14 protein-coding genes are annotated in these 18,932 nt (G+C 70.2%); 8 read left to right on the top strand and 6 right to left on the bottom strand.

Going from position 1 to position 18,932, the window contains the following annotated elements:
* The first annotated feature begins 239 nt into the window (after positions 1 to 239).
* The 5 genes from AC07FA_RS12115 (at position 240) to AC07FA_RS12135 (ending at position 9,557) form a co-directional block, all read left to right on the top strand.
* Entirely contained in the window at positions 240 to 1,751 is a 1,512-nt protein-coding gene (locus AC07FA_RS12115; protein ID WP_479074959.1) for a cytochrome ubiquinol oxidase subunit I, read from the top strand.
* A 20-nt stretch (positions 1,752 to 1,771) separates the two neighbouring features.
* The gene (gene cydB / locus AC07FA_RS12120; RefSeq protein ID WP_479074960.1) at positions 1,772 to 2,773 is read left to right on the top strand and encodes a cytochrome d ubiquinol oxidase subunit II; all 1,002 of its coding nucleotides are present in this window, start codon (positions 1,772 to 1,774) and stop codon (positions 2,771 to 2,773) included.
* A 39-nt stretch (positions 2,774 to 2,812) separates the two neighbouring features.
* Complete coding sequence (gene cydD, locus AC07FA_RS12125) at positions 2,813 to 6,328, top strand: thiol reductant ABC exporter subunit CydD (protein WP_479074961.1); 3,516 nt, start codon at positions 2,813 to 2,815, stop codon at positions 6,326 to 6,328.
* A 106-nt stretch (positions 6,329 to 6,434) separates the two neighbouring features.
* Entirely contained in the window at positions 6,435 to 8,141 is a 1,707-nt protein-coding gene (locus tag AC07FA_RS12130) for a GAF domain-containing sensor histidine kinase (protein WP_479074963.1), read from the top strand.
* 273 nt (positions 8,142 to 8,414) lie between these two features.
* Positions 8,415 to 9,557: a M23 family metallopeptidase gene (locus AC07FA_RS12135; protein ID WP_479075176.1), complete on the top strand. Its 1,143-nt coding sequence runs from the start codon at positions 8,415 to 8,417 to the stop codon at positions 9,555 to 9,557.
* A 39-nt stretch (positions 9,558 to 9,596) separates the two neighbouring features.
* Here the strand turns inward: AC07FA_RS12135 and AC07FA_RS12140 are convergent, their stop codons facing one another.
* The 6 genes from AC07FA_RS12140 to AC07FA_RS12165 all read right to left on the bottom strand — a co-directional run bounded on the left by AC07FA_RS12140 (position 9,597) and on the right by AC07FA_RS12165 (position 15,834).
* The gene (locus AC07FA_RS12140) at positions 9,597 to 10,442 is read right to left on the bottom strand and encodes a Cof-type HAD-IIB family hydrolase (protein ID WP_479074964.1); all 846 of its coding nucleotides are present in this window, start codon (positions 10,440 to 10,442) and stop codon (positions 9,597 to 9,599) included.
* 117 nt (positions 10,443 to 10,559) lie between these two features.
* Complete coding sequence (locus AC07FA_RS12145) at positions 10,560 to 11,456, bottom strand: LLM class flavin-dependent oxidoreductase (RefSeq protein ID WP_479074965.1); 897 nt, start codon at positions 11,454 to 11,456, stop codon at positions 10,560 to 10,562.
* 109 nt (positions 11,457 to 11,565) lie between these two features.
* Positions 11,566 to 12,108: an RNA 2'-phosphotransferase gene (locus tag AC07FA_RS12150; protein WP_479074966.1), complete on the bottom strand. Its 543-nt coding sequence runs from the start codon at positions 12,106 to 12,108 to the stop codon at positions 11,566 to 11,568.
* A 155-nt stretch (positions 12,109 to 12,263) separates the two neighbouring features.
* The gene (locus AC07FA_RS12155) at positions 12,264 to 13,217 is read right to left on the bottom strand and encodes a MerR family transcriptional regulator (RefSeq protein WP_479074968.1); all 954 of its coding nucleotides are present in this window, start codon (positions 13,215 to 13,217) and stop codon (positions 12,264 to 12,266) included.
* Positions 13,214 to 14,986 carry an SDR family oxidoreductase gene (locus AC07FA_RS12160; RefSeq protein WP_479074969.1) on the bottom strand — a complete coding sequence of 591 codons (1,773 nt, stop codon included), beginning with the start codon at positions 14,984 to 14,986 and terminating at the stop codon, positions 13,214 to 13,216. Before AC07FA_RS12160 ends, AC07FA_RS12155 begins: the two co-directional genes overlap by 4 nt.
* Positions 14,983 to 15,834, bottom strand: coding sequence for a M24 family metallopeptidase (locus AC07FA_RS12165; RefSeq protein ID WP_479074970.1), 852 nt, complete (start codon positions 15,832 to 15,834; stop codon positions 14,983 to 14,985). The genes AC07FA_RS12160 and AC07FA_RS12165 overlap by 4 nt, the downstream gene beginning before the upstream one ends.
* 219 nt (positions 15,835 to 16,053) lie before the next feature.
* On the opposite strand from AC07FA_RS12165, the gene AC07FA_RS12170 reads away from it, so the two are divergent.
* From AC07FA_RS12170 to AC07FA_RS12180, 3 genes are read left to right on the top strand one after another with little or no spacing between them, the layout of a single operon-like run.
* Positions 16,054 to 17,100 carry an ABC transporter ATP-binding protein gene (locus AC07FA_RS12170; protein WP_479074972.1) on the top strand — a complete coding sequence of 349 codons (1,047 nt, stop codon included), beginning with the start codon at positions 16,054 to 16,056 and terminating at the stop codon, positions 17,098 to 17,100.
* The gene (locus AC07FA_RS12175) at positions 17,100 to 18,008 is read left to right on the top strand and encodes an ABC transporter permease (RefSeq protein WP_479074974.1); all 909 of its coding nucleotides are present in this window, start codon (positions 17,100 to 17,102) and stop codon (positions 18,006 to 18,008) included. Before AC07FA_RS12170 ends, AC07FA_RS12175 begins: the two co-directional genes overlap by 1 nt.
* Positions 18,005 to 18,916 (top strand): ABC transporter ATP-binding protein, encoded by a 912-nt coding sequence (locus tag AC07FA_RS12180; protein ID WP_479074975.1) that lies wholly within the window; start codon positions 18,005 to 18,007, stop codon positions 18,914 to 18,916. Before AC07FA_RS12175 ends, AC07FA_RS12180 begins: the two co-directional genes overlap by 4 nt.
* Positions 18,917 to 18,932 lie beyond the last annotated feature (16 nt).

The following is an 18,932-nucleotide window of genomic DNA, read 5'->3' on the forward strand; positions in this document are numbered from 1 at the left end:
TCTGTTCCGGTGGCCCCGGACCTCGATTGCCGAGGTCCGGGGCCACCGTGCTGCCCGGGGCCGGGAGGTGCCCCGGACGGCCTGAAACGACCCCCCGAGCGTGTCCCTCAAAAGTGTGTGCGCCATAATGCTTGTGAATGTGAACGCGTTCACAAGCGTGTCCCGGTTCCTCCCACGATCAGTGGGACAAGAGGGGCAAAGTGCCCCTGTGAACACGGCCCCGTAAGGAGAACGACGACGTGGACCTAGCTCTGGCGCCGGAAACCCTGGCGCGATGGCAATTCGGCATTACGACCGTCTACCACTTCCTGTTCGTCCCTCTGACGATCCCCCTCGCCGCGCTCACCGCCGGCCTGCAGACCGCCTGGGTGCGGACGAGCAACGAGAAGTACCTCAGAGCGACGAAGTTCTGGGGGAAGCTCTTCCTGATCAACATCGCCATGGGTGTCGTCACCGGCATCGTCCAGGAGTTCCAGTTCGGCATGAACTGGTCGGACTACTCCCGCTTCGTCGGCGACATCTTCGGTGCCCCGCTCGCCTTCGAGGCGCTGATCGCGTTCTTCTTCGAATCCACCTTCATCGGGCTGTGGATCTTCGGCTGGGACAAGCTGCCGAAGAAGATCCACCTCGCCTGCATGTGGATGGTCTCCATCGGCACCATCCTCTCCGCGTACTTCATCCTGGCGGCCAACTCCTGGATGCAGCACCCGGTCGGCTACCGCATCAACGAGGAACGCGGCCGAGCGGAGCTCACCGACTTCTGGCGCGTGCTCACGCAGAACACCGCGCTCACCCAGTTCTTCCACACCATCACGGCGGCCTTCCTCGTCGGTGGCGCGTTCATGGTCGGCATCGCCGCGTTCCACCTGGCACGCAAGAAGCACATCCCGGTGATGCGGACGTCCCTGCGGCTCGGGCTCGTCACCGTCGTGATCGCCGGCATGTTGACCGCCGTCAGCGGCGACATGCTGGGCAAGGTGATGTTCAAGCAGCAGCCGATGAAGATGGCCGCTGCCGAGGCGCTGTGGGACGGGCAGTACTCCGCCCCGTTCTCGATCTTCGCGTACGGGGACGTCAGCCAGGGCCACAACACCGTGGAGATCTCGATCCCCGGGATACTGTCCTTCCTCGCCGACGACGACTTCAACTCGTACGTCCCTGGCATCAACGACATCAACAAGGCCGAGCAGGAACGTTACGGCCCCGGTGACTACCGCCCCAACATCCCGGTCGCCTTCTGGAGCTTCCGCTGGATGATCGGCTTCGGCATGGCGTCCTTCGGCCTCGGCATGCTCGGACTGTGGCTGACGCGGAAGAGGTTCCTGCTGCCGCCGGCGATGAGGACCGGTGAGGACGAGGTGCCGAATCTGGTCCTGTTCAGGAACAAGGCGCTGAGCCCGAAGCTCACCAGGCTCTACTGGCTCGTCGCCCTGTGGACCCTGCTCTTCCCGCTGATCGCCAACTCCTGGGGCTGGATCTTCACCGAGATGGGGCGTCAGCCCTGGGTCGTCTACGGCGTGCTCCAGACCCGCAACGCAGTCTCCCCTGGCACCTCGCAGGGCGAGGTGCTCGCCTCGATGATCCTCTTCACCCTGCTCTACGCGGTGCTCGCCGTGATCGAGGTCAAGTTGCTCGTGAAGTACATCAAGGCGGGACCGCCGGAACTCAGTGAGTCCGACCTCAACCCGCCCACCAAGATCGGCGGTCACGACGACCAGGACGCCGACCGCCCGATGGCCTTCTCCTACTGAGAGAGCAGAGGAGCTGAGAGATGGAACTCCACAACGTCTGGTTCGTACTCATCGCCGTCCTCTGGATCGGCTACTTCTTCCTGGAGGGATTCGACTTCGGTATCGGGGTCCTCACCAAGGTGCTGGCCCGCGACCGCAAGGAACGCCGGGTGCTGATCAACACGATCGGACCCGTCTGGGACGGCAACGAGGTCTGGCTGCTCACCGCGGGCGGCGCGACCTTCGCCGCCTTCCCCGAGTGGTACGCCACGCTCTTCTCCGGCTTCTACCTGCCGCTGCTGATCATCCTGCTCTGTCTGATCGTGCGCGGAGTCGCCTTCGAATACCGGTCGAAGCGCCCCGAGGACAGGTGGCAGACCAACTGGGAACACGCGATCTTCTGGACCTCGCTGATCCCGGCCGTGCTCTGGGGCGTGGCCTTCGGCAACATCGTGCGCGGCGTGAAGATCGATGCCGATATGGAGTACGTCGGCAACCTCTGGGACCTGCTCAACCCGTACGCCATCCTCGGCGGACTGGTCACGCTCTTCCTCTTCACCTTCCACGGCACGGTGTTCGCCGGGCTCAAGACGGACGGGGACATCCGGGTACGGGCCCGCAAGCTGGCGCTCAAGCTGGGGCCGGCCACCGCCGTCCTCGCGCTGGTCTTCCTGATCTGGACCCAGATCGACAACGGTGACGGCTGGAGTCTGCTGGCCGCGATCGTCGCGGCCGTGGCGCTGGTCGCCGCGATCGGTGCCATCGCGGCGGGACGCGAGGGCTGGTCGTTCGCGTTCTCGGGGCTGACCATCGTGGCGGCGATCGCCATGCTGTTCCTGACGCTCTTCCCGAACGTCATGCCGTCCTCGCTGAACGACGCCTGGAACCTCACGGTCACCAACGCCTCGTCCACCCCGTACACCTTGAAGATCATGACCTGGTGCGCGGCCATCGCCACTCCCCTCGTCCTGCTCTACCAGAGCTGGACCTACTGGGTGTTCCGCAAGCGCATCGGTACCCAGCACATCCCCGATGCGCACTGACCGCACCGGCCGCAGCGAGCTCTCTGGGGGCTGTTTCACGTGAAACCGATCGACCCGCGTCTGCTCCGTTACGCCCGGGCCACCCGGTTCTTCCTGGCTGCTGTGGTGGCACTCGGGCTCGTCGGGGCGGCGCTGGTGGTCGCCCAGGCGATGCTCATCGCCGAAGTGGTGGTGGGCGGGTTCGAGGAAGGGCTGTCCCTTACCGGACTCCGCACGCCCCTGCTGCTGCTCGCCGGGGTCGCGGTGGGCCGGGCCCTGGTGGCCTGGCTCACCGAACTGGCCGCGTACCGGGCCGGTGCGGCGGTCAAGTCCGAGCTGCGCGGCCGGCTCATGGAGCGGGCCGCGCAGCTCGGCCCCGACTGGCTGAGCGGGCAGCGCACGGGCTCCTTGGTGGCGCTCGCCACCCGCGGCGTCGACGCGCTCGACGACTACTTCGCGCGCTACCTTCCGCAGCTGGGGCTCGCGGTGGTGGTGCCGGTCGCGGTCCTGGCCAGGATCGTCACCGAGGACTGGGTCTCCGCCGCGATCATCGTGGTCACGCTCCCGCTCATCCCGCTCTTCATGATCCTGATCGGCTGGGCCACCCAGTCCCGGATGGACCGCCAGTGGCGGCTGCTCTCACGGCTCTCCGGGCACTTCCTTGATGTGGTCGCCGGACTTCCGACACTGAAGGTCTTCGGACGCGCCAAGGCGCAGGCCGAGTCGATCCGCACCATCACCTCGCAGTACCGGCAGGCCACCCTGCGGACCCTGCGGATCGCGTTCCTGTCGTCCTTCGCCCTGGAAATCCTGGCGACCCTGTCGGTGGCGCTGGTCGCCGTGACCATCGGGATGCGGCTCGTCCACGGCGAACTGGACCTCTACACCGGCCTGGTGATCCTCATCCTGGCGCCGGAGGCGTATCTGCCCATCCGGCAGGTCGGGGCGCAGTACCACGCGGCCGCGGAGGGGCTCTCGGCCGCCGAGGAGATCTTCTCGGTCCTGGAGACCGAGCTCGGGGCAGCCGGCACCCAGGACGTCCCCGCGACGCCGAGGCTGGAACTCGACGGGGTGACGGTCCGCCATGCCGGCCGTACCGAACCGTCGCTGCACGACGCCTCCCTGGTGGTGGAGCCGGGTGAGACCGTCGCCCTCGTCGGCCCCAGCGGAGTCGGCAAGTCCACGCTCCTCCATGTGGTGCTGGGCTTCACCGCGCCCGACGAGGGACATGTACGGGTCGGCGGGACCGATCTGGCCGACCTCTCCCCGGAACGCTGGCGCGAACGGATCGCCTGGGTGCCGCAGCGCCCGCACCTCTTCGCCGGCACGATCGCCGAGAACGTACGACTGGCCCGTCCGGACGCCGACGACGAAGCGGTGGCGGCGGCGCTGCGGGACGCGGGCGCGTCCGACTTCGTCGCGGGCCTCCCGGATGGCGCGCTGACGCCGCTCGGTGAGGACGGCGCCGGGCTCTCGGCGGGGCAGCGGCAGCGGCTCGCTCTCGCCCGCGCGTTCCTCGCCGACCGGCCGCTGCTCCTGCTCGACGAGCCGACCGCGAGCCTGGACAGCGAGACGGAGGCGGGGATCGTCGAGGCGGTACGGAGACTGGCGGCGGGACGGACCGTACTCCTCGTCGTCCACCGCCCGGCGCTGCTGTCGGTCGCCGACCGGGTGGTGACCCTGGAGCCGCGGGAAGCTCCGGGCCGCGCCGCCGCGACGCCGGACGGCAAGGCCGGGCGCCCGACCGTGCCCCGGCCCGGCGGACCGTCGCTCGCACCCGTCGGCGAGCCGGACGAGACGCAGGAACCCGAGGTCTTCAAGGACACCGCCCCGCGGCCGGGGCGCGTCCTGGCCCGGGTCCGGGAGGCCGCCGGCGCGCAGCACGGGAAGCTGGGTCTGGCCCTGCTGCTGGGCAGCCTCGCCGTGGGCTCGGCCGTCGGGCTGATGGCCGTGTCGGGGTGGCTGATCTCCCGTGCCTCCGAACAGCCGCCGGTGCTCTATCTGATGGTCGCCGTCACCGCGACCCGCGCTTTCGGGATCGGCCGCGCCGTCTTCCGGTACGCCGAACGCCTCGTCTCGCACGACGCGGTGCTCAGGATGCTCGCGGAGCTGCGGGTCGCCGTGTACCGGGGCCTGGAGCGGATCGCGCCGGCCGGGCTGCGTACGACGCGACGCGGTGACCTGCTGTCGCGCCTGGTGGCCGATGTGGACGCGTTGCAGGACTACTGGCTGCGCTGGCTGCTGCCCGCGGGGACCGCAGTCTTCGTCGGTACCGCGGCTGCCGGATTCACCGGCTGGCTGCTTCCCGAGGCGGGCCTCGTGCTCGCCGCCGGCCTTCTCCTCGCCGGGGTGGGCTTTCCTCTGGTCAGTGGCGCGTGTGCCCGTCACGTGGAGCGCCAACTGGCGCCCGCGCGGGCCATGCTGGCCACCAGGGTCACCGATCTGCTCAGCGGTACGGCCGAACTGACGGTCGCCGGGGCGCTGGCCGCCCGCAGCCGCCAGGCGCGCGAGGCGGACGGTGTCCTGACCCGGATCGCCTCCCGCGCGGCGACCGCGACCGCGCTCGGCGGCGGTCTCTCCGCCTTGATCTGCGGCCTCACGGTGGTCGGCGCCGCTCTCGTCGCCCTCCCGGCGGTGTACGACGGACGGCTGGCGGGCGTGGAACTCGCGGTGGTGGTGCTGACCCCGCTGGCGGCGTTCGAGGCGGTGACGGGTCTGCCGCTCGCCGTGCAGTACCGCCGGCGCGTGAAGCGCAGCGCGGAGCGGGTGTACGAGGTGCTGGACGCCCCGGAGCCGGTACGCGAGCCCGTCACCCCCGCTGACGCGCCCGCTTCGCCGTTCCCGCTGGAGGTACGAGGGCTGTCCGCGCGGTACGCGGGAGCGCGGCGGGACGCCCTGGAGTCCGTCGATCTCACGCTCGTGCCCGGCAGGCGCGTCGCGGTCGTCGGCCCCTCGGGCTCGGGCAAGTCGACGCTCGCCCAGGTCCTCCTGCGCTTCCTGGACGCACGGGCCGGGACGTACCGGATCGGCGGTGTCGAGGCGTGCGAACTGGACGGCGACACCGTCCGGACGTTCGTGGGGCTGTGTGCCCAGGACGCCCATGTCTTCGACAGCTCCATCCGCGAGAACCTGCGCCTCGCCCGTACCGGAGCGACGGACGGTGAACTGCGGGACGCGCTCGCGCAGGCCCGGCTGCTGGACTGGGCGGACTCGCTGCCCGACGGGCTCGACACCCTGGTGGGTGAACACGGCGCCCGGCTCTCGGGCGGTCAGCGCCAGCGGCTCGCGCTGGCCCGCGCGCTCCTCGCCGACTTCCCCGTCCTGGTGCTGGACGAGCCCGCGGAGCACCTCGATCTGGCGACGGCCGACGCCCTGACCGCGGATCTGCTGGCCGCCACCCAGGGCCGTACGACGGTCCTGATCACCCACCGGCTGGAGGGTCTCGACGCCGTCGACGAGGTGCTCGTGCTGGACGCGGGCCGCGTGGTGCAGCGCGGTGCGTACGCCGATCTCGCGGGTGTGGACGGGCCTTTGCGCCGGATGCTGGAGCGGGAGAGGGAGAGTGTGCCCGCCTGACAGAGGGGTCGGGGAGGGGCCGCGAGCGGGACGGGCCCCGGTCGGGGCCCGTCCTGACGGCGCCGCCCGACTTTCCTCACTAAATGGGACTAATTAGGCTCAGAGCATGGCAGAGCCGGACCCGAAGGACTCACTCGAAGCCGCGACCCGGGCGACGCGCAGCCTGCGGGGCCTCTCCACCGAACTGACGGCCCGCGTCCCGCAGCTGCTGGAGGCCATGCGTTCGGTCGGCACGGGCCTGGAACTGCACTCCACCCTCGACCGCATCTGCGAGACCGCCGCCGAGCTGGCCGGCGCCCGCTACGCCGCCATCGGTGTCGTCGACGACACGGGGGAGGGCCTGTCCGACTTCGTCACCTACGGGGTTCCGGAGGACGTGGCCCGGGAGATCGGACGCCGGCCCGACGGGCACAAGGGGCTCCTCGGCGCGCTGATCCACGATCCCGTACCGCTCCGGCTGGCCGATCTGGCCGCCGATCCGAGGTCCGCCGGATTTCCGCCCGGACATCCGCGGATGGGCACGTTCCTCGGGGTCCCGATCCGTGTACAGGGCGAGATCTTCGGCAATCTCTATCTGGCGGAGAAGCACGGCGGGGCCGAGTTCAACGACTACGACCTGCACATGGTGCGGGTGCTCGCCACGGAGGCCGGGATCGCCATCGGCAACGCCCGGCTGTACGAGGCGGCGCGGCAGCGCGAACGGTGGATCGACGGCTCGGTGGCCGTCACGACCGCGCTCCTGTCGGGCGGTGACGCCGACGACGCGCTGTCGGTCGTCGCGGAACAGGCCCGTCGTCTCGCCGATTCCGCGGCGGGGATCGTGCTGCTGCCGACACCGGAGGGCGGGCTGGAGATCGTCGCGGTCTCCGCCGAGCACCCGTCCGCCTCGCTGGGAATCATCGTTCCGCCGGAGAGCCCCGTCGTGGCGATGCTCCTCGACGGCCAGGCCGTCTTCGTGGACGACTCGGGCTCCGACGGACGCATGGTCACGAGGCTGGCCGACCAGTTCGGCCCGACCATGCTGCTCCCCCTGCACAGCGGTGGCCGGGTTCTCGGGGCACTCGCCACTCCGCGCGGCCGGGGCGAACGCCCCTTCACGGAGGCGGAGCGGACGCTCGCCACCCAGTTCGCATCGCAGGCCGCTCTCGCGCTGATGATGGCGGAGGCGCAGCGCGACCGCGAGCGGCTCGCGGTGTACGAGGACCGGGACCGGATCGCCCGTGACCTCCACGACCTCGTCATCCAGCGGCTGTTCGCCACCGGAATGATGCTGGAGAGCGCTCAGCGCGGGTCGGTGGTGCCCGAGGTGCAGACCGGAGTCGGGCGGGCCGTCGACGAGCTCGACGTGACGATCCAGGAGATCCGGACGGCCATCTTCGCGCTCCAGCAGGAACCCGCCGAGGCTCCTTCGGGTCTGCGCACCCGGGTTCTGCGCGAGATCAACATGGCCGCCGTTCCGCTGGGCTTCAAGCCGTCGCACCACTTCGTCGGCCCGGTCGATTCACTCGTCGGTGAACTCACCGGGAAGAACCTCATCGCGGCCCTGCGCGAGGCACTGTCCAACGCCTTCCGGCATGCCGGTGCCTCCCTGATCGACGTGGTCGTCGACGCCACCGTCACACTGCCGGACGGGCGCGAAGGCGTACGTCTCTCGGTCGCCGACGACGGCGTGGGCATCCCGGAGGGCGGGCGGCGCAGCGGTCTGCGCAACCTCGCACGCCGTGCGGAGTCCCTGGGCGGCGCGAGCTGGTTCGGCCCCGGAATCGGGGAGGACGGGGGCGGCACGACGGTGGTGTGGGAGGCCCCGCTCTGACGTCGTGCCCCGGGGCGGGGCCGGTGGTCCGGCCCTCCGCCGGGGGTAGGCCGGTTGGCGGTACGACACCTCGGGTTCCCGGGATTCCGGGCCGGGCGGGGTGACGATCCGGGAATGCGTTCCGCTGTGCTGTGTCGCTGTCGCCGGAGAAGCCGCCAGAAATCCTGCCAGGAGTGCCGCCAGGAGTGCCGTCCGGAATGCCGTCAGGCATACGGCCGGAGAGATGGCCGGACGTACGGCCGGACGAGAGCCGGCCGTCGGCGGCGCGACCGGCTGGTCGTGCTGCTGTGTGCGCTGTCGGCCCTGGCCGCCCTCTCGGTGGCGCCCGGGCGGGACGCGATGGCCGTAGCGGGTGGGGTGGCTGCGGAGCACCGGGGCGACGCCGACGGGCCGCCCGGTCCACCGCCCGCACCACCGGCCGCACCACCGCCCGCCCCGCAGCCCGGCCCGCCGTTCGATCTGTCCGGGCTGAGTACGGGGGCCGCGGTCGCCCGGTTGTACCAAGAGGCGGCGCGGGCCACCGAGACGTACGAGAACGGCAGACGCGCGTCGGTCGCGCAGCGGGAGAAGGCCGTGCGCCTCGACAGGCTCCTCGCCGGGCAGCGGCACGCTCTCGTGGCGATCCACGCGGACCTCGGCCGGGTCGCCCGTTCCGAGTACCGGACCGGCGGCGTCGGACTCTCGTACACCGCGCAACTGCTGCTCGCCGACGATCCGCAGGAACTGCTGCGAGGCCGCCAGCTGGCCTGGCAGGCCGACAGAGCCGTGACGCGCCTGCTGGAACGTGCTCAGCACGCCGAACGCGCGCTGGCCGACGGAGAGCGCAGGGCCAGATCCGCCTGGCACACCCTGGACACCGACCTCGTACGGCTGGCGGAGGTCAAACGCGGCATCGCGGTCACGCTGGCATCGGCGCAGCAGCGGCTCCAGGGCGAGGCGGACAGCAGCGTCGCGGCGGGGAAGTGCGCGGGCGCCGTACGGGTCGAGCAGCCGGGCGGGTTTGACGCCGGGCCGAGCTGGGTGGCGCCGGTGGAGAAGTACGCACTGTCGGCGGGGTTCGACAGCGTCGGTGAGCACTGGGCGAGGCGGCACACCGGGCAGGACTTCGCCGTGGACATCGGCACCCCGGTGCGCTCGGTCGGCGAGGGCCGGGTGGTCTCGGTCTCCTGCGGCGGCGCGTTCGGCGTCCAGGTCGTGGTGGCGCACCCGGGCGGCTACTACACGCAGTACGCGCATCTGGCGGGTGTCACGGTGGACCAGGGGGAGCGGGTCGGGGCGGGTCAGTGGATCGGCCAGTCGGGCACGAGCGGCAACTCGACGGGACCGCACCTCCATTTCGAGGTGCGGCTCACGCCTCTTCTCGGGTCGGGCGTCGATCCGGTGCGTTGGCTGGGTGAGCGCGGGGTGACGCTCTGACCGGCCGCCCGGCGGGGGCCGCCGGTCCGTGACCGATGGTCAGCGGGTGGCGAGAATCCGCTCGATGACGACGGCGACGCCGTCCTCGTTGTTCGTGAGGGTGGTGCCGGAAGCGGCGGCCAACGCGGCGGGGTGGGCGTTGCCCATCGCGTACGAGGCGCCCGCCCAGCCGAGCATCTCCACGTCGTTGGGCATGTCGCCGAAGGCGACCACCTCGGCGGGATCGATGCCGCGTTCGGTACAGCAGAGCGCGAGGGTGCTGGCCTTGGAGACACCGAGTCCGCTGACCTCCAGGAGGGCCGTGGGGCTGGACCGGGTGAAGGAGGCCAGGTCACCGGCGGCGGTACGGGCCAGCGCGAGGAACTCGTCGGGAGCCAGTTCGGCATGGTGGGCCAGGAGCTTCAGCACCGGTGCGCCGGAACTCGGAGACTCCGCCTGGAGCAGCTTCTCGGCGACGGCGACGGTGGCACCCGGGTCCAGGTGGAACGGCGGATAGGCCGGTTCGTAGTGGATGCCGGTGGTGAACTCGACGGCGAACGAGGTGCCCGGGGCGACCTCGCGGAGCGTACGGACCGCCGCGAGTGCGGCGTCACGCTCCAGCGGCCGGGCCATGAGCGGCTCGCCACCGGCACGCAGATCGACGACGGCCGCGCCGTTCGCGCAGATCGCCATGCCGTGACCGTGGACGTGGTCGCTGACGACATCCATCCACCGGGCGGGGCGGCCGGTGACGAAGAAGACCTCGATGCCGGCCTCCTCGGCCGCCGCGAGGGCGGCGACCGTGCGGTCCGACAGGGTCTTGTCGTCACGCAGCAGTGTGCCGTCCAGGTCGGTGGCGATCAGCCGGGTTACGGCAGGCAGAGGCGAGTCGGTAGCTGAGGTCACGGGGTCATTCTCCCGTACGAGAGTGCACGGGCGTGCAGAGGGGCGCACATGTGAGTGCGCGCGCCTCTGAACTGTGAACATGCCCGCGGCATGTGCCGGGGGTCGCGTGAACGGGACTCAGCCGAGCTGGGCCAGGCCTTCGGTGGCGATCCGTTCGAAGACCTTCTCGTCGGCGGCGAAATCGGAGCCGGGGACCGGCCAGTGGAGCACGATCTCTGTGAACCCCAGCTCGAAGTGGCTCCCCGCGAAGTCCACGAACGCGTCGAAGGAGTCCAGCGGGCGGTCCGGGGTGAAGCCGGTGAGGAGGATCTTGTCCAGCTCCGCGACGTCCCGGCCCACCTCGGCGCCCGCCGCGGCGAGCCCGTCCAGCTGCCGGCGCAGGGCAGCCACGGACTGCTCCGGCGTCCCCGTCTCGTACAGCTTCGGATCACCGGTGGTCACCCACCCCTCGCCGTACCGCGCGGCGAGTTTCTGCCCGCGCGGGCCGGTGGCGGCGATCGCGAAGGGGAGCCGGGGGCGCTGGACGCAGCCGGGAATGTTGCGGGCCTCGTTGGCCGTGTAGAACGCGCCCTCGTGCGTGACCGAGGGCTCACGCAGCAGCTGGTCGAGGAGCGGGACGAATTCGCCGAAGTGGTCCGCACGTTCGCGCGGGGTCCAGGGGGCCTCGTCGGCCCGGCGCAGCGTGGTGGCGTCGAAGCCGTTGCCGCCGGCGCCGATCCCGAGGGTGATACGGCCGTCGGAGACGTCGTCGAGCGTGATGAGGTCCTTGGCGAGCGTCACCGGGTGCCGGAAGTTGGGTGAGGTGATGAGCGTGCCGAGACGCATCCGCTCGGTGGCGGCCGCCGCGGCGGTCAGGGTCGGGATGGCACCGAACCACGGCCCGTCACGGAAGGTCCGCCAGGCCAGATGGTCGTAGGTGTACGCGGCGTGGAAACCCAGCTCTTCGGCCCGCTGCCAGACCTTTCGGCCTTCGCTCCAGCGGTGGATGGGCAGGATGAGGGTGCTCAAATGCATACATGCGACCATACGGCCGAGTCATCCTGATACGGCGCAGGGGTCGGTGCGAGGTCGCCGCCCCGCACGCACGGGGCCACGCTGGAAAGGGACGCGGCCGGTCCCTCGTTCAGTCGCGCGTACGCAGGTACTCCGGCGGTACGGCGTCGGTGAGCCAGACCCCGTTGGCACTGACGTGAAAGACGTGGCCGGCCCGGTGCATCGCCGCCGCGTCCACCGACAGCACGATGGGCCGGCCTCGACGGGCGCCGACCCTGGTCGCGGTCTCGCGGTCCGGTGACAGGTGCACATGATGGCGGTCCATGGGGCGCAGCCCTTCGGCGCGGATCGAGTCCAGGGCTCGGGCGACGGTGCCGTGGTAGAGGTACGCGGGCGGCTCGGCCGGGGGCAGCCCGAGGTCCACGGGGACGGTATGCCCCTGGTTCGCGCGGATGCGGTCGCCGTCCACGGTGAAGCGTTGTTTGTCGTTGGCCGCGACGACCTGGTCGAGCTCGCCGCGAGTGAGGGCGAACCCCTGACGGGCAGCCGCCCGCAGAAGGTCGTCGACCGGAACCCAGCCCTCGGCGTCGAGCGTGAGGCCGATGCGCTCCGGCTGGTGTCTGAGGTGGCGTGACAGGTACTTGGACACCTTGACGGTGCGTTTCTCGTCCATGCGGTCAGGGTGCCCATGACGCGCATCCCGGCGCATCTGATTTCTTCCGGAGTAATCACAGCACGCAGGTTTGATCCACAGCCAACTGCGGTTATCCACAGGCACTTTGGCGATTCTGTGGACAAGTCCCTCGCGAAATAAGCTATTTGATCAACTTACTCACCTTTTGCGTGAGATGCCGCAAGCGAGTCCAATGTTCTTTTCTGTACCTCCCGTTGAGCGGCGGCCGCGACGAACGCCTCAACTCGGTCCGCACCAACGAGCTCCTGCACAGCGCGCATTGTCTCAGCGGGCAGGAGCACGGGTCGTGGCATGTCGTCATCGGTCAGGGGCTCCTCGGAACCCAGATGGTGGTGCAGGTGCCGGGTGGCGAACAACCGCATCGCCCGTGCGAGTTCGGCGTCGACGGTCTGCTGCGCGAGCGGGCGGAGCCGTCGCACCATCGAAGCCGCTTCCGCCGCGTCCGCGTCCGTCGGCGGGCGATGACCGAGGTAACGGGCGAAGACGTGCTCGGTGGTGAACTCGAGGAAACGGGAGGCGATGTGCTCGACCTGACCCCGAAGCTCCCTGAGATGAGCGGAGATTGCCGAGAGCGGAACCCCGGCCGCGTACAACTCGGCTGCCACTGCCAGCTCTTGCGGGCTCGGGACCAGGAACTCGTCCTCCCTGCCGGGGACCCGCTCCAGTACGCCGAGAGCCACCGCCTCGTCGACGGCCGCTTCGTCCGGTGTGGAGCCGAATCGCAGGTCCAGCTCGGCGCGGGTGATCCGGCCGGCCTCCTCATCGGTCCACGGACCGTGCACTTCGGCGACGAGACCGAGCACTCCGCCCAGACCGCGTCCCGCGTCCCATGCCTCCAGCAACTCCTTGATGCTGGCCAGGGTGTAGCCGCGGTCCAGGAGATCCGCGATCTGCCGCAACCGGGCCAGGTGCGTGTGCCGGTAGACGTTGGCCCGGCCGCGCCGCTCCGGCGTCGGCAGCAGACCCCGGTCCTGGTAGGCGCGGATGGTGCGGACCGTGGCGCCGCTGGCATGGGCCAGGTCCTCGATCCGGTACTCGGCCTCGGGCCGGCTCTCCGGGGCCGGCGGCCCGCTTTCGCCGCCGGTCACAGCGGCGGCTTCAGGCGGGCGATACCGCGCAGCACCCCGGGGCTCAGCCGGGACAGCAGCCGGGCACCCCGGGCCTCCGGGGTGACCGGTACGACGGCCTGATTACGCACCACGGCCTTGAGGATCGCGTCGGCGACCTTCTCCGGCGGGTAGTTCCGGAGCCCGTAGAGCCTGCTGGTCCGGTTCCGGAGGCGCTTCTCCTCCGCCGCGTCCGCGCCGGCGAACCGCGTGGTCGCCGTGATGTTGGTGTTGACGATGCCAGGGCAGATCGCGCTGACCCCGATGGACTTCTCGGCCAGCTCCGCCCGCAGGCACTCGCTCAGCATCAGCACGGCCGCCTTGGACGTGCTGTACGCGGGCAGGGCCCGCGAGGGCTGGTAGGCCGCCGCGGAAGCCGTGTTGACGATATGGCCGCCCTGGCCCCGTTCGGCCATCTGCCTGCCGAAGATCCGGCAGCCGTGAATGACCCCCCACAGATTGACGTCGAGGACGTTCTTCCAGTCCTCGCTCGTCGTTTCCAGGAACGAGCCCGACAGACCTATCCCCGCGTTGTTGACCAGCACGTCGACGACGCCGTACTCGCGGGCGACCTTTTCGGCGAGCTTCTCCATCGCCTGCTCGTCGCTGACGTCGACCGTCTCGCCCCAGGCGGCCGGAGAGCCGATGAGCAGGGCCATCTCCGCCGTCCGGGCCGCACCCTCCCCGTCACGGTCCACCGCCACCACCCTGGCACCCGCCTCGGCGAACGCGAAGGCCGTGGCACGCCCGATGCCTGCGGCCGCCCCGGTCACCAGGACCAATTGCCCGCCGAACCGGTCGGCGTAGGCCCCGGTCGCCGCCGGACCCTGGACCGGCAGACCGTCGTGCCGGGCCGTCTCGTTGGCCGCGACGAAGTCGCTGATCCAGGCGGACAGCTGGTCCGGCCTGGTGCGCGGAACCCAGTGCTTGGCCGGCAACGACCGGCGTACCAACTGCGGCGCCCACAGCTCCAACTGGTCGTAGAGCGACTCGGAGAGGAAGAAGTCGTCGGTCGGAGTGATCAGTTGGACCGGAACGTGGGCGTACGCGTCGGCCCGGGGCCTGCGCAGCCTGGAGCGGACGTTGTCACGGTAGAGCCAGGCCCCGTGCGCGGCGTCCTGGGGCAGCGACGGAGTCGGGTAGTCGCCCGCGGGCACCTTCTCCATGCGCTGGAGTATCCGCGGCCACTGCTTGCCGAGCGGCCCCCGCCAGGCGAGCTCCGGCAGGACCGGGGTGTGCAGCATGTACACGTACCAGGACTTGGCGCCCTGCCCCATCAGCTGGCCCACCCGGCGCGGCGTGGGCCGGCTCACGCGCTGCTTGATCCAGTGACCGAAGTGGTCGAGCGAAGGGCCGGACATGGAGGTGAAGGAGGCGATGCGCCCCTCGGTCCGCTTGACCGTGGCGAACTCCCACGCCTGCACCGAACCCCAGTCGTGCCCCACCACATGCACCGGCAGGTCCGGGCTCACCGCGTCCGCGACGGCCAGGAAGTCGTCCGTGAGCTTCTCCAGCGTGAATCCGCCCCGCAGGGGGGAGGGCGCCGTCGACCTGCCGTGGCCGCGTACGTCGTAGAGCACGACGTGCCACTCCTCGGCCAGGCGCGATGCCACCTCCGACCAGACCTCCTTGCTGTCCGGGTAGCCGTGCACCAGCACGACCGTGGGCCGGGAGGCGTCGCCCAACTCGGCGACGCACAGCTCGATTCCGCCCGTACGGACCCAGCGCTCGCGCGCTTCACGCAGCTTCACGCCGCCACCTTCTCCTCTGCCCAGCGCCGCACGTGCGGCAGGTCGTCGTCGAGCCAGAACGCGCTCTGTTCGGGGTCCTTGGAGTCGGTGACGACAAGGATCTCCTCGAACTTCGCGCCCGTACCCCGGAAACCGAGGTGGGGTTCGACCGCCCACAGCCCGGGCTGCGGCGGGTGGTCGGAGAAGCGGTACGGGCTCCACAGCGGTGACCAGCCGTCCCGGTGGCCGTGCAGGGCGTCGCTCGCGAGCCCCTTGAGCGACTGGGTGCCGAACCCGAAGACATGGGGTGACCAGCGCCGTTCGGTCACACGGTCGACCTTGTGGGCGATGACGCCGAAGGGATACGCCCGGTGCCTGTTCGCGTACCCCTGCCTGCTCATCAGGCGGTCCACGTCCTCGTAGATCTCGCGCAGGGAGCGTCGCTCACGGACCTCGCGCAGAATGAGCTCGCGGTGGGCCTCCAGATCGGCCAGCAGCCGGTCGTGCAGCGGGCTGAGCCCGAGGCAGCCGGAGTAGCCGATGTCCGCGGTGAAGCCCTTGTGGACCGGGGCCATGTCGAGGATGAACGGCATTCCCGGCTCCAGCTTCCGGCTGGTCGGGAAGAACTGCAGCGGCACCTTGAAGCCGGCGAAGGCCGTGCGGTCCCCGAACCAGGCGAACGGGAGATGGAACCAGTCCCGCACACCGCGCTCCCGCAGCCAGTCGCGCTGCATCCGCGCCGCCTCGCGCTCCGTCACCCCCGGCCTGAGCTGAGCGGCGACCGCCTCCGCGCAGTCGTAGGCGAGGCGCTGTACCTCTCTGAACCCCCGCAGTTCCGGGGCCTTCTCGTCCTTCACTGCCGAGGCCATGCGACCGTCCGTTCCCTGACGTGTGCCGTACGTGCCCGTAACCTGACACTGATGAATGTGACAATGTCCGGCGGCTGCGTCAAGAGGTGGGCCGGGACCTGTGGACAACTTCGGGAGCGATTCCGCCCGGACCTCTGAGGTCCTCCCTTGTGGGGTCCCCCTACGGGTCCGTACGCCTGGAGTCTGAGGCCGATACAGCCGCCAGGTCTGACGACCGCTGTGGTCCACGCCACTACCTTCGAAGACGTGACTGTGATCGTGACCGAAAGCCTGAGCAAGCGGTTCCCCCGGGTGACCGCACTTGACCGGCTCACCCTGGACATCGGACCCGGTGTAACCGGCCTGGTGGGTTCCAACGGGGCCGGCAAGTCCACACTGATCAAGATCCTGCTGGGTCTGTCCCCCGCCACCGAAGGCCGGGCCGCGGTGCTCGGGCTCGACGTCGCCACCAGTGGCGCCGCCATCCGGGAGCGCGTCGGATACATGCCCGAGCACGACTGCCTGCCGCCCGACGTCTCGGCGACCGAGTTCGTCGTGCACATGGCCAGGATGTCCGGACTGCCTCCCACGGCGGCGCGCGAGCGCACCGCCGACACGCTGCGCCACGTCGGTCTGTACGAGGAGCGCTACCGGCCCATCGGCGGCTACTCGACCGGCATGAAACAACGCGTGAAGCTGGCCCAGGCCCTCGTCCACGACCCGCAGCTGGTCCTGCTCGACGAGCCGACCAACGGCCTGGACCCGGTCGGCCGCGACGACATGCTCGGCCTGATCCGCCGCATCTACACCGACTTCGGCATCTCCGTGCTCGTCACCTCCCACCTCCTGGGCGAACTCGAGCGCACCTGTGACCACGTGGTCGTCGTCGACGGCGGCGCGCTGCTGCGATCGAGCTCCACCAGCGACTTCACCCAGAGCACCACGACCCTCGCGGTCGAGGTCACCGACAGCGACACCCACCCGGACGGCACCGCCGCACTGCGCGAGGTCCTCACGGGGGCCGGCGTCACGCTGGTCGGCCTCGACGGCCTCGACGCGGAGGGACTGCCCGGGGCGGGCCACATCCTCCTGGTCGAAGCGACCGGCGAGGAGACGTACGACATCGTCCGTAACAGCGTCGCCGGGCTCGGACTCGGCCTCGTACGGATGGAACAGCGGCGCCACCACATCGCCGAGGTCTTCCGTACCGAAGAGGCGCCGGAAGCGGTCCGCGTGGCACATGCCGCGTCCGTCGGCGCCGCAACGCAGAAGGGGAGCGGTTCGTGATGAGCACCGAGACCGGGGTCGTGACCGGGGGCGACAGCTCCCGCATCCACAACATCGGATACCGCTCCTACGACGGTCCGCGCCTGGGCCGCGCCTATGCGCGCCGCTCGCTCTTCTCGCAGTCCCTCAGGGGCTCGTTCGGGCTCGGCCGGTCCGCGAAGTCCAAGGTGCTCCCGATGCTGCTGTGCGGGGTGATGTGCCTGGTCGCGCTGATCATCGTGGCGGTCGCCATCGCCACCCCGAACATGACGAAACTGCCCATCAAGTACACGGCGTTCGCGATCTACCTCCAGGCGGTGATCGGGCTGTTCATCGCCGCACAGGCACCGCAGTCCGTCTCCAGGGACCTGCGGTTCAAGAGCATCCCGCTCTACTTCTCCCGGCCGATCGAACGCGGCGACTACGTGGTCGCCAAGTACGCGGCCATGGCCTCCGCGCTCTTCATCCTCACCGCGACACCGCTCGTCATCCTGTACGCGGGCTCGCTCCTCGCGAAGTTCGACTTCGCCGCTCAGACCAAGGGATTCGGGCAGGGGCTGGTGTCGGTGGCGCTGCTGTCCGTCCTGTTCGCCGGTCTCGGTCTGGTGATGGCCGCCCTCACCCCGCGCCGAGGCTTCGGTGTCGCCGCGGTGATCGCCGTACTGACCATCTCCTACGGGGCGGTCTCCACGGTCCAGGCCATCGCCTGGGAGACCGGGTCGGACGGCGCGGTGCCGTGGCTCGGGCTCTTCTCGCCGATCACGCTGATCGACGGTGTCCAGACCGCGTTCCTCGGAGCCACCTCCGCCTTCCCCGGAGGGGAAGGCCCGGGAGCCGGTGCCGGAGTGGCGTATCTGATCGTTGTTCTCGCGCTCGTCGCCGGCTCGTACGCCGTGCTGATGCGCCGCTACCGGAAGGTCGGGCTGTGACCACCATCGAGATCGACCACACCTCGCGCTGGTTCGGCAACGTGGTCGCCGTCAACGACGTCAGCATGACGGTGGGCCCGGGCGTCACGGGCCTGCTCGGCCCCAACGGTGCCGGAAAGTCCACGCTGATCAACATGATGGCCGGGTTCCTCGCCCCGTCGACCGGAAAGGTCACACTCGACGGCAGGACGATCTGGCGCAACGAGGCGGTCTACAAGGAGATCGGTATCGTCCCCGAGCGGGAGGGGATGTACGACTTCCTGACCGGCCGCGAGTTCGTCGTCGCCAACGCCGAGTTGCAGGGGCTCGGCGACGAGGCCGCGCGCAAGGCCCTGGCCACCGTCGAGATGGAGCACGCGCAGGACCGCAAGATCTCGACGTACAGCAAGGGCATGCGCCAGCGCGTGAAGATGGCGTCCGCGCTGGTCCACGAGCCGTCCGTGCTGCTGCTCGACGAGCCGTTCAACGGGATGGACCCGCGTCAGCGCATGCAGCTGATGGAGCTGCTGCGGCGCATGGGCGCGGAGGGCCGTACGGTCCTGTTCTCGTCGCACATCCTCGAAGAGGTCGAGCAACTGGCCTCGCACATCGAGGTGATCGTGGCCGGCCGGCATGCCGCGTCCGGAGACTTCCGGCGCATCCGCCGGCTGATGACGGACCGGCCGCACCGCTATCTCGTACGGTCCAGCGACGACCGCGCCCTCGCTGCCGCGCTCATCGCCGACCCGTCCACCGCGGGCATCGAGGTCGACCTGAGCGAACAGGCCCTGCGCATCCAGGCCGTCGACTTCGGGCGCTTCACCGCGTTGCTGCCGAAGGTGGCACGCGAGCACGGCATCCGGCTGCTGACCGTTTCGCCGTCCGACGAGTCCCTCGAATCGGTCTTTTCCTATCTCGTAGCGGCCTGAGTAGTGGCCTGAAAGG

Source organism: Streptomyces sp. NPDC045968, assembly GCF_056430475.1.